Source organism: Streptomyces sp. URMC 124 (assembly GCF_051386455.1).
Lineage (GTDB): Bacteria > Actinomycetota > Actinomycetes > Streptomycetales > Streptomycetaceae > Streptomyces.
Window position 1 is genome coordinate 1 of the sequence record NZ_JBPQTS010000098.1, and the last position, 12,735, is coordinate 12,735.

Consider the following 12,735-nt stretch of genomic DNA (forward strand, 5'->3'; position numbering starts at 1 on the left):
GTCCAGGGCCCTGCCCCTGCGGCCCCGGCGCCTCCGCTCTCGTTCCTCTGCTGGTTGTGGTGGCTTTGGTGGTTGCTCTGGTGCCTGTGGGGTTTGCTGCCGAAGGGCCTCGGCTTTTTCTTGATCGCGAACAGGCCGGCAAGGGCAGTGTTGTGGTGGTCAAGGGTGAAGGGTGGCGGCCCCGGGCTCTGCTCACCCTGCTGGTGTGCGGGCAGAACATGGCGGGCGGCACCAATGACTGCGCCAATGCGGAAGGGCGCACCGTCACTACGGAGAGTGACGGGAGTTTCCGGCGGGAGCTGGTGGTCGCCGAGCCGCCCAAGCCCTGTCCCTGTGTGGTGCACGTGGCCACGGTGATGGGGGAGGGCGTGGCGGTGGACGTTCCGCTGGTCGTCGCGGGGCACCCCGTCGTGCGGTTGCCCGAGTCCTCGGGCGCGCGGATCGGGGTGCTGGACGCCCGGCTGGAGGGGGAGGGCGGGCTGCTCACGTGGTTCGGTGCGCCGCCGGTGCGGCGGCTCGTTCTCACCGTGGGCAATATGGGGGCCGGTGCGGCCAAGGATCCCGTGTTCCGGGTGGGGACCGCGCGGGGGCTCCTCGCGCCGTCCTGGGAGGAGCGGAAGTGGCGCGGGACGATCCCCGCGGGGCAGCGGGCCCGGGTCGTCTTCGACGTGGAGCTCGCCGCGGGGGCTCACGGGCCCTACGAGGTGTCGCTCGAGTACGGCGGCAAGGTGCTGGTCACCGAGCCCTGGGACGTGGCCCGGCCGTGGGGGGTGACGCTGTTCTGGATCCTGCTGTGCCTGGTCGTCCCGGCGGGGCTCTTCCGGCTCGGGATGGTCGTCGTCGACCGGCTGCGGCCCCGGCCGGTCGCCGCGGAGCCGGGGGCCCTGCCCTGGTTCACCCCGGAGACCATGCCTCCTTTCCCCCCGGACTGAAACGCACAGTGCCCCGGCGCGTCATTGCGCCGGGGCACTGTCGTTCAGGGGGTCCTCAGCGGACGTCGCCCATCAGGCCTTCGATCCGCTTGCGGGACATCCACACCGCGCAACCGGCCAGGGTGGCGGCCGCCGCCTGCGCGAGGATCACGCCGGTGCCGTTGAGGTCGGCACCCGCCTCCGTCAGCAGGGTCATGGTGCAGTCACCCGCGGTCACCGCGAGGAACCAGACGCCCATCATCTGGCTCGCGTACTTCTGCGGCGCCATCTTCGTGGTGAGCGACAGGCCGACCGGGGAGAGGCACAGCTCGCCCATGGTCTGGATGCCGTAGATCATCAGCAGCCAGGCGGGGGTGACCTTCGTGCCGTCCGAGGCCATCGCCATCGGGATGGCGAAGACGAAGAACGAGGCACCGATGACGACCATGGCCATCGAGAACTTCACCGTGGTGCTCGGCTCGCGGTCCTTGCGGGCGAGCCACAGCCACATCGAGGCGAAGATCGGGGCGATCGCCATGACCCACAGCGGGTTGACCGACTGGAACCAGGTCGACGGGAAGTCGATGCCGAAGACGTTGTCCGCGGTCTTCTTCTCGGCGAAGGTCGACATCGTCGAACCGGCCTGGTCGAAGATCATCCAGAACACGGCGGCGGCGACGAAGAACCAGATGTAGCCGCTGACCTTGGTCTGCTCGTTCGCCGTCAGTTCCTTGTCGCGCTTGATGCGGGTCAGGACCGTGATCGGGATGACGAGGCCGACCAGGGCGATCGGAATCGTGGCCCACTTCTGCGTGAAGTGGCCGGTGCCCGCGACGACGCCGTAGAAGGCGACGGCGATGGCCAGCCACAGCAGGGCCTTCATCAGCGTGGACTTGCGCTCGGCGGCCGTCAGCGGCTTGGGGACGACATTGCTCTGCGGGCTGAGGTGGCGGGTGCCCCACAGGAAGAAGAGCAGGCCGAGACCCATGCCGACCGCGGCGATCGCGAAGCCCAGGTGCCAGTTGACCTTCTGGCCGACCGTGCCGATGACGAGCGGCGCGGCGAAGGCACCGGTGTTCACACCGATGTAGAAGATCGTGAAGCCGCCGTCGCGGCGCGGGTCCTGGGGACCGTCGTAGAGGTGGCCGACCATCGTGGAGATGTTGGCCTTCAGCAGGCCCGAGCCGATCGCCACCAGCGCGAGGCCGGCGAAGAAGGTCGGCTTGCCCGGGATGGCCAGCGTCAGGTGACCGGCCATGATGACACCGGCCGCGATGGCCACGGTCTTGCGCGGGCCCCAGACGCGGTCGCCGAACCAGCCGCCGGGCATGGCGAGCAGGTACACCATCGCCACGTAGACGGAGTAGATGGCCACCGAGCTCGCCTCGGGCATCGCCAGACCGCCGCCCTGGCTGTCGGGCTTCGCGTCCGGGCCGCCTGCGATCAGGTAGACGACGAGGAGGGCGCGCATGCCGTAGTAGCTGAAGCGCTCCCACATCTCCGTCATGAAGAGGGGGGCCAGGCCGCGGGGGTGGCCGAAGAAGGTCTTGCCGCCGAGGTCGGGAGAGGTCTTCTCCTGCTCGGCCGCACCCTTCGTCAGGCTGGACGCCATGTCGATCCTTGAGTGCTCGGGACGCGCGGGTGCAGCTCCTACGCGCCCGGGTGGGGGTTGGCCGGCACCGGTCACCGCGCCGTCCGCCCCCACGCCCAGGGGGTTCGCTCCCTCCTCCAAGGAAGCGGCAGGACAGCCGTCACCGGGATCCACGCCCTCGCGCCCCTTCGCGCGACGGACCCGGCCGCCAGGTCATTCACTGTGAAACAAGACTGGGGTATCCAGCCCTGCACACGACAGAGACCTTCGGCGCGCCGAATACGATCCGAAGGTCCCCCTTGTAGCTACAGACGTCTGGTCACCATACGTCACACCCCGCCCGCAAATGGAAGCAGTTGAGATATGGATCACATGGCATCGGGGAACCGTTCAGGCACCCTCAAAGGTCCGTACCGCGCGGTCAAGGGTTGCCGCCGGTAGCTCCCGCAGGACCTCTGACGTGGGCCCGAGCGGACTACCATCACCCCATGACCCGAGTACTGCTCGCCGAGGATGACGCGTCCATCTCGGAGCCGCTCGCACGCGCCCTGCGCCGCGAGGGGTATGAGGTGGAGGTGCGAGAAGACGGTCCCACGGCGCTGGACGCCGGGCTCAAGGGAGGGGTGGACCTGCTCGTCCTCGACCTTGGGCTGCCCGGGATGGACGGACTGGAGGTCTGCCGCCGCCTGCGCACCGAGGGCCACGGCTTCCCGGTGCTGGTGCTCACCGCCCGGGCGGACGAGGTGGACACGGTGGTCGGCCTGGACGCCGGCGCCGACGACTACGTCACCAAGCCCTTCCGGCTCGCCGAGCTGCTGGCCCGCGTGCGGGCCCTGCTGCGGCGCGGCACCGTCGAGGCCCACCAGCAGCCCCCCGCCACCCACGGCGTGCGGATCGACGTCGAGTCGCACCGCGCCTGGATGGGCGAGGAGGAACTGCAGCTGACGGCGAAGGAGTTCGACCTGCTGCGGGTGCTGGTGCGCGACGCGGGCCGGGTCGTCACCCGCGACCAGCTGATGCGCGAGGTCTGGGACACCACGTGGTGGTCGTCCACCAAGACCCTCGACATGCACATCTCCTGGCTGCGCAAGAAGCTCGGCGACGACGCCGCCAACCCCCGCTACATCGCCACCGTGCGTGGTGTCGGGTTCCGCTTCGAGAAGAGTTGAGCCCCGGGCGCCGGGCCGGCCGCGTGCAGAGCGGCCCGCCCGGCCCGAGGATCCCCGGCGACGGCGACCGCCGCGCACCGGCCGCACCCCGGGCCGTCGTGCGGCGCGGACCGGCCGCTTTCGTACCACCCCGCCCGGAGGGCAACCCGTGCGTCGCCGCCTGATCAACTCCACGCTCGCCGTCGTCCTCGTCGTGATCGCGGTCTTCGGGATCTCGCTCGTCATCGTCGAGACCCGCACCATCGAGAGCAGCGCCCAGGAGAGCGTGAAGTCCGAGGCCGTCCGGCTGGTGAGCATCGTCGACAGCCGGCTCGTCGGCGGCGAGCGCGTCGAGTCCGAAGTGCTCAGCGAGCAGATCACCGACGACCGCTACGCCCGCATCGAGATCCCCGGCCGGCCCGCGATCGAGATCGGCGACCGGCCCGAGGGCGGCGTCATCGTCGCGACCGAGCCGGGCGAGCAGGGCGTCCTCGTCCGCGTCGAGGAGTCCCGCTCCACGGTCAGCCGCGAGGTCGGCCGCACGCTGCTGGTGATCCTCGCCGTCGCGCTGCTGGCCGTGATCGCCGCCGTCTTCCTGGCCGTGCGCCAGGCCAACCGGCTCACCGCCCCCCTCACCGACCTCGCCGAGACCGCCGAGCGGCTCGGCTCCGGCGACCCCCGCCCCCGCCACCGCCGCTACGGGGTGCCCGAGCTGGACCGGGTGGCCGACGTCCTCGACGCCAGCGCCGAGCGGATCGCGCGGATGCTCACCGCCGAGCGGCGGCTGGCCGCCGACGCCTCCCACCAGCTGCGCACGCCGCTGACGGCGCTCTCCATGCGGCTGGAGGAGATCACGCTCACCGACGAGCCGGAGACGGTCAAGGAGGAGGCGACGATCGCCCTCGCCCAGGTCGAGCGGCTCACCGACGTCGTCCAGCGGCTGCTCACCAACTCCCGCGACCCCAAGTCCAGCTCGGCCGTCACCTTCGACCTCGACGAGGTCATCAAGCAGCAGATCGAGGAGTGGCGCCCGGCCTCGCGCAGCGAGGGCCGCGCCATCGTCCGCTCCGGCAAGCAAGGGCTCCGGGCCGTCGGCACCCCCGGCGCCGTCTCCCAGGTCCTCGCGACCCTCATCGAGAACTCCCTGATGCACGGTGACGGCACCGTCGCCCTGCGCACGCGCGTCACCGGCAACCAGGCGGTCGTGGAGGTCACGGACGAGGGGCCGGGCGTGCCGCCGGACCTGGGCGCCCGGGTCTTCGAGCGCACCGTCAGCGGGCGCAACTCCACGGGCCTGGGGCTGGCCGTCGCACGGGACCTGGCGGAGGCGGACGGCGGCCGCCTGGAGCTGCTCCAGGGCAATCCGCCGGTCTTCGCGCTCTTCCTGAGCCGCGAGGCGGACGGCCCGGACTCCCACGGCTGAGCCCGCCGCGGGCCGTATGCGCCCCGCCTTGCGGTCCTGGGGCTCCTTGCGGGAGCGGGACTACTTGCGGGCCTCCGCCCGCTCCGGAGGCGCCGACAGGAACGATTCCGCGGTCTCCACCGCCTGCGCCCGGAAGACCCAGGTGCGGTAGGACCAGAAGCGGAAGACCGTCCCTATCCCGAGCCCGATCACGTTCTTCGCGACGTTGTCCGCGAGCGCGGACGTCAGGCCGAAGCCGTAGTGCGAGATCGCCAGGATGCCGTTCTCGATGACCAGCCCGGCGCCGCTGAAGAGCAGGAACAGGCTCATCTCGCGGCTGCGCCGGCTCCGGTCGCAGTCGCGGTAGGTCCAGTAGCGGTTGCCGACGTAGTTGGTGGCGATGGCCACGGCCGTGGCGATCACGCCCGAGCGCACCACCGCGAGGTGGAAGCCGTGGACGCAGATGTTGAAGACGATGAAATTGACCACGAACCCGATGGCCCCGACCGCGCCGAACTTCGCGATTTCGCGGGCCACCCGCTCCAGCCGGGAACGCACTGCGCGCCGTTGACTCATGGGATCGTCAGGCTCCGTTGGTGGGCGTCTTGGGGGCGTGGGGCAGCTTTCATGCTATCCAGCGCGCTCCGGCACCGACGGACGGAGTCGGTGAACGTGAGGCGAACGCGAGTCATATCGGCCATTGGTGCACTCACTGTCTTTTCGGATGATCCTCCGAACGGGGTCCGGGGCAGTTCCCCCGTACGGCTACCCTGGGGGCGTGACGTTCCCGGTAGTCGGCATGGTCGGCGGCGGCCAGCTCGCCCGTATGACCCACGAGGCGGGCATCCCCCTCGGCATCAAGTTCAAGCTGCTCAGCGATACTCCGCAGGACTCGGCGGCCCAGGTGGTCAGCGATGTCGTCATCGGCGACTACCGCGACCTGGAAACCCTTCGTGCTTTCGCACAAGGGTGTGACGTGATCACCTTCGATCACGAGCACGTTCCCACCGAGCACCTCCGGGCCCTGGAGGCGGACGGCATCCCCGTCCGCCCGGGGCCCGACGCATTGGTGCACGCCCAGGACAAGGGCGTGATGCGGGCGAAGCTCGACGCGATCGGAGTGCCGTGCCCGCGGCACCGCATCGTCGAGGACCCCGCCGATGTGGAGCGCTTCGCCGCCGAAGGCGACGGTTTCCCCGTCGTTCTGAAGACGGTGCGCGGCGGATACGACGGAAAGGGGGTTTGGATCGTCCGCAGCGCAGAAGAGGCGAGTGAACCCTTCCGCGCCGGCGTCCCCGTCCTCGCCGAGGAGAAGGTCCCCTTCGTCCGCGAGCTCGCGGCCAACGTCGTCCGCTCCCCGCACGGCCAGGCCGTCTCGTACCCCGTCGTCGAGTCCATCCAGGTCGACGGCGTGTGCGACACCGTGATCGCCCCCGCGCCCGGCCTCTCCCAGGAGCTCTCCGCGCAGGCCCAGCAGCTCGCCCTGAAGGTCGCCCAGGAGCTCGGCGTCGTCGGGCACCTCGCCGTGGAGCTGTTCGAGACCGCCGACGGCCGCATCCTCGTCAACGAGCTCGCGATGCGCCCGCACAACTCCGGCCACTGGACCCAGGACGGCGCGATCACCTCGCAGTTCGCCAACCACGTCCGCGCCGTGCTCGACCTGCCCCTCGGCGACCCCCGTCCCCGCGCCAAGTGGACCGTCATGGCCAACGTGCTCGGCGGCGACTATCCCGACATGTATTCCGCGTACCTCCATTGCATGGCACGCGACCCGGGCCTGAAGATCCATATGTACGGCAAGGACGTCAAGCCCGGCCGGAAGGTCGGACACGTCAACACCTACGGCGACGATCTGGCGGATGTGCGCGAGCGCGCGAGCCACGCCGCCGGATATCTGCGAGGAACGATCACGGAATGACTGCTTCCCCCGTCGGCCCCGTCGTCGGCATCGTCATGGGCTCCGACTCCGACTGGCCCGTCATGGAAGCCGCCGCCAAGGCCCTGGACGAGTTCGAGATCCCCTACGAGGTCGACGTCGTCTCCGCGCACCGGATGCCGCGCGAGATGGTCGCCTACGGGGAGCGGGCCGCCGGCCGCGGCCTGAAGGCGATCATCGCGGGCGCGGGCGGCGCCGCCCACCTGCCCGGCATGCTGGCCTCCGTCACCCCGCTGCCGGTGATCGGCGTGCCCGTGCCGCTGAAGTACCTGGACGGCATGGACTCCCTGCTGTCCATCGTCCAGATGCCGGCCGGGGTGCCCGTCGCCACCGTCTCCGTCGCCGGCGCCCGCAACGCCGGCCTGCTCGCCGTCCGCATGCTCGCCGCGCACGACGCCGACCTGCTCGCCCGCATGCAGCACTTCCAGGACGAGCTCAACGAACAGGCCACGGACAAGGGCAGGCGGCTGCGCGCGAAGGTGCAGGGCGCCGGCGGCTTCGGGTTCGGCAAGTGAGCGGGGGCGCGGCGGTGACGCGACAGCAGCTGGAACGCGCCCGCGAGCTGCTCGCCGCCCACCCCGTCGTCGACGGGCACAACGACCTGCCCTGGGCGCTGCGCGAGCAGGTCCGCTACGACCTCGACCGGCGCGACATCGCCGCGGACCAGAGCGCCACCGGGCTCCACACCGACCTGCCGCGGCTGCGCGCGGGCGGCGTCGGCGCCCAGTTCTGGTCGGTCTACGTCCGCACCGACCTCGCCGGGGACGCGGCCGTCAGCGCCACGCTCGAACAGATCGACGTCGTCCGGCAGCTCGCCGACCGCCATCCCGGCGCCCTGAAGCTCGCCTTCACCGCCGACGACATGGAGGCCGCGCGCGCCGAAGGCCGCATCGCCTCCCTCATGGGCGCCGAGGGCGGGCACAGCATCAACTGCTCCCTCGCCACGCTGCGGGCCCTGCACCGGCTCGGCGTGCGCTACATGACCCTCACGCACAACGACAACGTGCCGTGGGCGGACTCCGCCACCGACGTGCCCGCGGCCGGCGGGCTCACCCGCTTCGGCGAGGAAGTCGTGCGGGAGATGAACCGCACCGGCATGCTCGTCGACCTGTCGCACGTCTCCGCCGACACCATGCGGGACGCCCTGCGGGTGACCGAGGCGCCGGTGATCTTCTCGCACTCGTCGGCGCGCGCCGTCTGCGACCACCCGCGCAACGTGCCCGACGACGTCCTCGGCGCGCTCGCCGCGAACGGGGGCGTGGCCATGGCGACGTTCGTCCCCAAGTTCATCCTGCCGGAGGCCGTCGCCTGGACGCAGGCCGCCGACGAGAACCTGCGCGCGCACGGGCTGCACCACCTCGACACCTCGCCGCGGGCGATGGAACTGCACCGCGCCTTCGAGGCGGAGTGCCCGCGCCCGCTCGCCACGGCGGCGACCGTCGCCGACCACCTCGACCACATGCGCGAGGTCGCCGGCGTCGACCACATCGGCATCGGCGGCGACTTCGACGGCACGGCTTTCACCCCCGTCGACCTCGCCGACGTCTCCGGCTACCCCAACCTCATCGCCGAACTCCTCGGCCGCGGCTGGTCCGACGCGGATTTGGCGAAGCTCACGTGGCGCAACGCGGTACGGGTGCTGCGGGACGCGGAGGACGTGGCGCGGGACGTCTCCGCGCGGCGGGGCCCGTCGATCGCCACGATCGACGCCCTGGACGGCCCGCCCACGGCCTGAGCCGATCCGGCACCGCCGGGGTGAGCAGCGCCGCGGGGCCCGGCCTCACGTGGAAAGGTGCCGAGCACCCTGCCATCCGCCGCGACGGCGCTCAACCACGAGGGTGCGGTCCGGCGGTGCCGTTCCGGGCCGATCCCGGCTCGGCACCGCCGGCCACCTTCGGTGTGGCCGATCGCCGTCGCGGCGGGATGAAAGGTGCGCGGCACCTTTCCCACCGCCGCACTGGTGCTCAGCCACCGCGGCGCAGTCCGGCGGTGCCGGACACCGCCGTCCCGCAGAACCCCGGCGCCGTCAGGCTCGCGGGCGGCCCATCGCGCGGAACGTCCAGCCCGCCTCGCGCCACGCGGCGGCGTCGAGCGCGTTGCGGCCGTCGATCAGGTGGCGGTCCGCCACGACCGAGGCGATCGCCTCGGGGTCGAGCGCGCGGAACTCGCCCCACTCGGTCAGGTGCAGGACGACCCGCGCCCCCCGGCACGCCTCCAGCGCGCTGGGCGCGTAGGCGAGGGTCGGGAAGAGGCTCTTCGCGTTCTCCATGCCCTTCGGGTCGTAGACCGTGACCTGGCCGCCCTGCAGGTGGATCTGCCCGGCGACGTTGAGCGCGGGGGAGTCGCGGACGTCGTCCGAGTCCGGCTTGAACGTCGCGCCGAGCACGGCGACCCGCTGTCCGAGGAAGCTCCCGCCGACCGCCTCGCGCGCCAGCTCGACCATGTGCGCGCGGCGGCGCATGTTGATGGAGTCGACCTCGCGGAGGAAGGTCAGCGCCTGGTCGACGCCCAGCTCGCCGGCCCGCGCCATGAAGGCGCGGATGTCCTTGGGCAGGCAGCCGCCGCCGAAGCCGACGCCCGCGCGCAGGAACTTCTTGCCGATGCGGTCGTCGTGGCCGATGGCCTCGGCGAGCTTGACCACGTCGCCGTCGGCGGCCTCGCAGATCTCGGCCATGGCGTTGATGAAGGAGATCTTCGTGGCGAGGAAGGAGTTGGCGGCGGTCTTGACGAGCTCGGCGGTGGGGTAGTCGGTGACGACGAAGGGCGTGCCTTCGCCGATCGGCCCCGCGTACACCTCGCGCAGCAGCTTCTCGCCGCGCTCGCCGGTGACGCCGACGACGATGCGGTCGGGGTGCAGGGTGTCCTGGACGGCGAAGCCCTCGCGCAGGAACTCGGGGTTCCAGGCGAGTTCGACCTCGTCGCCGGCCGGCGCCAGCTCGGTGAGCAGCCGCGAGAGCCGGGCGGCGCTGCCGACGGGGACGGTGGACTTGCCGACGACGAGCGCGGGGCGGTGCAGGACGGCGGCCAGGGAGGCGACGGCGGCGTCGACGTAGGACATGTCGCAGGCGTACTCGCCGTGCTTCTGCGGGGTGTTCACACAGACGAAGTGGACGTCGCCGAACTCGCCGACCTCCTCCCAGGAGGTCGTGAAGCGCAGCCGCCCGGTCGAGCCCTCCAGCCCGGCGACGTGCTTGCGCAGCAGCTCCTCCAGCCCCGGCTCGTACATCGGGACCGTGCCGCGCCCGAGCATCTCGATCTTCTCGGGGGCCACGTCGAGGCCCAGCACCTCGAAGCCGAGCTCGGCCATGGCCGCGGCATGGGTGGCGCCGAGGTAGCCGGTGCCGATCACGGTGATCCTGGGGGCCATGCGTGCTCCATGTGCTGACGGGCGGGACTGCGGTGCCCGAGCATAGTCGGGCTCCGAGCTGGGAAGGAGCGGGGTTGACGGCCGCGGCGGCGGGGTGGGGCGCCGGGCTGTCGGCAAGCTCACGTAGTCCGTGTCCGGGGGCCGCCCCTAGAATCTGGGTTACTAAACGGTAGTTAACTCTCAGGGGAGTACGCCTTGGCGGGAAACACGGACTTCGACCTCTACCGGCCGTCCGAGGAGCACGACGAGCTGCGCAAGGTCGTGCGCCAGCTCGCCGAGGAGAAGATCGCCCCGCACGCGGCCGCGGTGGACGAGGAGGCCCGCTTCCCCCAGGAGGCGCTGGACGCCCTCGTCGCCACGGACCTGCACGCCGTGCACGTCCCCGAGGAGTACGGCGGCGCCGGTGCCGACGCCCTCGCCACGGTGATCGTCATCGAGGAGGTCGCCCGCGTCTGCGTGTCGTCCTCGCTGATCCCCGCCGTCAACAAGCTCGGCTCGCTCCCGGTGATCCTCTCCGGCTCCGAGGAGCTGAAGAAGAAGTACATGGGCCCGCTCGCCAAGGGCGACGCGATGTTCTCGTACTGCCTCAGCGAGCCCGACGCCGGCTCGGACGCGGCCGGCATGAAGACCCGCGCGGTGCGCGACGGCGACTTCTACGTCCTCAACGGCGTCAAGCGCTGGATCACCAACGCCGGCGTCTCCGAGTACTACACGGTCATGGCCGTCACCGACCCCGAGAAGCGCTCCAAGGGCATCTCGGCGTTCGTCGTGGAGAAGGGCGACGAGGGCGTCTCCTTCGGCGCCCCGGAGAAGAAGCTCGGCATCAAGGGCTCCCCGACCCGCGAGGTCTACCTCGACAACGTCCGCATCCCCGCCGACCGCATGATCGGCGCGGAGGGCACGGGCTTCGCCACCGCGATGAAGACCCTGGACCACACCCGCATCACCATCGCCGCCCAGGCCCTCGGCGTCGCCCAGGGCGCGCTGGACTACGCCAAGGGCTACGTCCAGGAGCGCAAGCAGTTCGGCAAGCCGATCGCCGACTTCCAGGGCGTCCAGTTCATGCTCGCCGACATGGCCATGAAGATCGAGGCCGCCCGCCAGCTGACCTACGCCGCGGCCGCCAAGTCCGAGCGCGGCGACGCCGACCTCACCTTCCAGGGCGCCGCCGCCAAGTGCTTCGCCTCGGACGTCGCCATGGAGGTCACCACGGACGCCGTCCAGCTCCTCGGCGGCTACGGCTACACCCGTGACTACCCGGTCGAGCGCATGATGCGCGACGCCAAGATCACGCAGATTTATGAAGGCACGAACCAGGTCCAGCGGATGGTCATGGCGCGCAACCTGCCGAAGTAACCCGCGGGCGGGCCGTCACCCGGCGGTGCGTACGGGCCCGGCCCGTGTGGCACCGCCGCGGCCGGCGGCCCGGCGAAGGGCGCTCTGGGCCATACGGCGGAGCGCCACTGGCGGCCGGGCGGGCCGGGGGCCGATCCTGTACGAGGGACGCCCGTAACCGCCCGCCGCCTGGAGGCACCGTCATGCCCGACGTCACCGGCCCCTACGCTCCCGGAACCCCCTGCTGGGTCGACCTCATGGTCCCCGATCAGCAGGCGGCGCTCGACTTCTACCGCGATCTGTTCGGCTGGCAGGGGGAGCTCGGACCGCCGGAGACCGGCGGGTACGCGGTCTGCGAGATGAACGGCAAGCCCGTCGCCGGGATCATGGCGGCGATGAACCCCGACGGCAGCAAGCCCGACCCGATGCCGCCGGCGGTGTGGACGACGTACCTGGCGACCGCCGACGTGGACGCCACCCAGTCGCGCATCGCCACGAACGGCGGCGAGGTGATGATGCCGGCCATGGACGTGATGACGCTGGGCCGGATGTCCGTGGCGACCGACCCCACGGGCGCCGTCTTCGGCCTGTGGCAGGCGCGCGACTTCGCGGGCGCGGCCGTCGTCAACGAGCCGGGCGCCGTGATCTGGAACGAGCTCAACACCAGCGACACCGCCACCGCCTCGGGCTTCTACGCCAAGGCGCTCGGCATCAAGGCCACCCCGATGGAGGGGGCCACGGGCTACTTCTCGCTGGAGGTGGACGGCCGCATGGTCGGCGGGCTCCAGGGGCTCGCGAGCATCGAGGACATGCCCGAGGACGCTCCCTCGCACTGGCTGACGTACTTCGCGGTGGACGACACCGACAGCACGGTCGACGCGCTGGTGCGCGCCGGGGGCAGCGTCCTCAAGCCGCCGTTCGACATGATGGCGGGCCGCATGGCCGTCGTGCAGGACCCCCAGGGCGGCGTCTTCGCCGTCATCAACGCCACGGGGCCCGACCAGGCTGCTTGAGCCGGGCCGGACCCCGCGGCGGCGGGCGCAGG

Annotated in this window: 11 protein-coding genes; 8 read left to right on the plus strand and 3 right to left on the minus strand. The window is 71.4% G+C overall.

All coding sequences use genetic code 11. The annotated features are described in order from the left end of the window. The first annotated feature begins 152 nt into the window (after positions 1–152). Positions 153–932, plus strand: a complete 780-nt coding sequence (locus ACSNOG_RS20450; protein ID WP_436754115.1) for a hypothetical protein — start codon at positions 153–155, stop codon at positions 930–932. A gap of 55 nt (positions 933–987) precedes the next feature. Here the strand turns inward: ACSNOG_RS20450 and ACSNOG_RS20455 are convergent, their stop codons facing one another. After that, positions 988–2,523: a peptide MFS transporter gene (locus ACSNOG_RS20455; protein WP_436754116.1), complete on the minus strand. Its 1,536-nt coding sequence runs from the start codon at positions 2,521–2,523 to the stop codon at positions 988–990. A 467-nt stretch (positions 2,524–2,990) separates the two neighbouring features. On the opposite strand from ACSNOG_RS20455, the gene ACSNOG_RS20460 reads away from it, so the two are divergent. Together ACSNOG_RS20460 and ACSNOG_RS20465 are read left to right on the plus strand one after the other, a co-directional pair. Next, positions 2,991–3,671, plus strand: coding sequence for a response regulator transcription factor (locus ACSNOG_RS20460; RefSeq protein WP_058046585.1), 681 nt, complete (start codon positions 2,991–2,993; stop codon positions 3,669–3,671). A gap of 148 nt (positions 3,672–3,819) precedes the next feature. Further along, positions 3,820–5,073, plus strand: coding sequence for an ATP-binding protein (locus ACSNOG_RS20465; RefSeq protein ID WP_436754117.1), 1,254 nt, complete (start codon positions 3,820–3,822; stop codon positions 5,071–5,073). A 60-nt stretch (positions 5,074–5,133) separates the two neighbouring features. On the opposite strand, the gene ACSNOG_RS20470 is transcribed toward ACSNOG_RS20465, so the two are convergent. Next, a complete protein-coding gene (locus tag ACSNOG_RS20470) occupies positions 5,134–5,628 on the minus strand; it encodes a GtrA family protein (RefSeq protein ID WP_436754118.1) in 495 nt (164 codons plus the stop codon). Between the two features lie 148 nt (positions 5,629–5,776). On the opposite strand from ACSNOG_RS20470, the gene ACSNOG_RS20475 reads away from it, so the two are divergent. From ACSNOG_RS20475 to ACSNOG_RS20485, 3 genes are read left to right on the plus strand one after another with little or no spacing between them, the layout of a single operon-like run. After that, entirely contained in the window at positions 5,777–6,970 is a 1,194-nt protein-coding gene (locus tag ACSNOG_RS20475; RefSeq protein ID WP_436754119.1) for a 5-(carboxyamino)imidazole ribonucleotide synthase, read from the plus strand. Then, positions 6,967–7,503 carry a 5-(carboxyamino)imidazole ribonucleotide mutase gene (gene purE / locus ACSNOG_RS20480; protein WP_382046866.1) on the plus strand — a complete coding sequence of 179 codons (537 nt, stop codon included), beginning with the start codon at positions 6,967–6,969 and terminating at the stop codon, positions 7,501–7,503. Before ACSNOG_RS20475 ends, purE begins: the two co-directional genes overlap by 4 nt. A gap of 14 nt (positions 7,504–7,517) precedes the next feature. Then, on the plus strand, positions 7,518–8,723 hold the full coding sequence (locus ACSNOG_RS20485) for a dipeptidase (protein WP_436754120.1): 1,206 nt from the start codon (positions 7,518–7,520) through the stop codon (positions 8,721–8,723). Positions 8,724–9,014: 291 nt separating this feature from the next. Here the strand turns inward: ACSNOG_RS20485 and ACSNOG_RS20490 are convergent, their stop codons facing one another. Then, positions 9,015–10,355 (minus strand): UDP-glucose dehydrogenase family protein, encoded by a 1,341-nt coding sequence (locus tag ACSNOG_RS20490; RefSeq protein WP_436754121.1) that lies wholly within the window; start codon positions 10,353–10,355, stop codon positions 9,015–9,017. A gap of 195 nt (positions 10,356–10,550) precedes the next feature. Between ACSNOG_RS20490 and ACSNOG_RS20495 the strand changes: the two genes are divergently transcribed. Both ACSNOG_RS20495 and ACSNOG_RS20500 read left to right on the plus strand, forming a co-directional pair. Continuing rightward, positions 10,551–11,711: an acyl-CoA dehydrogenase gene (locus tag ACSNOG_RS20495; protein ID WP_436754122.1), complete on the plus strand. Its 1,161-nt coding sequence runs from the start codon at positions 10,551–10,553 to the stop codon at positions 11,709–11,711. A gap of 182 nt (positions 11,712–11,893) precedes the next feature. Next, entirely contained in the window at positions 11,894–12,703 is an 810-nt protein-coding gene (locus ACSNOG_RS20500; RefSeq protein WP_436754123.1) for a VOC family protein, read from the plus strand. Positions 12,704–12,735 lie beyond the last annotated feature (32 nt).

Bases quoted from the DNA above. Each gene is read 5' to 3' on its own strand.
- purE (WP_382046866.1), top strand. From the start codon at position 6,967: ATGACTGCTTCCCCCGTCGGCCCCGTCGTCGGCATCGTCATGGGCTCC.
- ACSNOG_RS20455 (WP_436754116.1), bottom strand. From the start codon at position 2,523: ATGGCGTCCAGCCTGACGAAGGGTGCGGCCGAGCAGGAGAAGACCTCT.
- ACSNOG_RS20460 (WP_058046585.1), top strand. From the start codon at position 2,991: ATGACCCGAGTACTGCTCGCCGAGGATGACGCGTCCATCTCGGAGCCG.
- ACSNOG_RS20470 (WP_436754118.1), bottom strand. From the start codon at position 5,628: ATGAGTCAACGGCGCGCAGTGCGTTCCCGGCTGGAGCGGGTGGCCCGC.
- ACSNOG_RS20500 (WP_436754123.1), top strand. From the start codon at position 11,894: ATGCCCGACGTCACCGGCCCCTACGCTCCCGGAACCCCCTGCTGGGTC.
- ACSNOG_RS20475 (WP_436754119.1), top strand. From the start codon at position 5,777: ATGATCCTCCGAACGGGGTCCGGGGCAGTTCCCCCGTACGGCTACCCT.
- ACSNOG_RS20490 (WP_436754121.1), bottom strand. From the start codon at position 10,355: ATGGCCCCCAGGATCACCGTGATCGGCACCGGCTACCTCGGCGCCACC.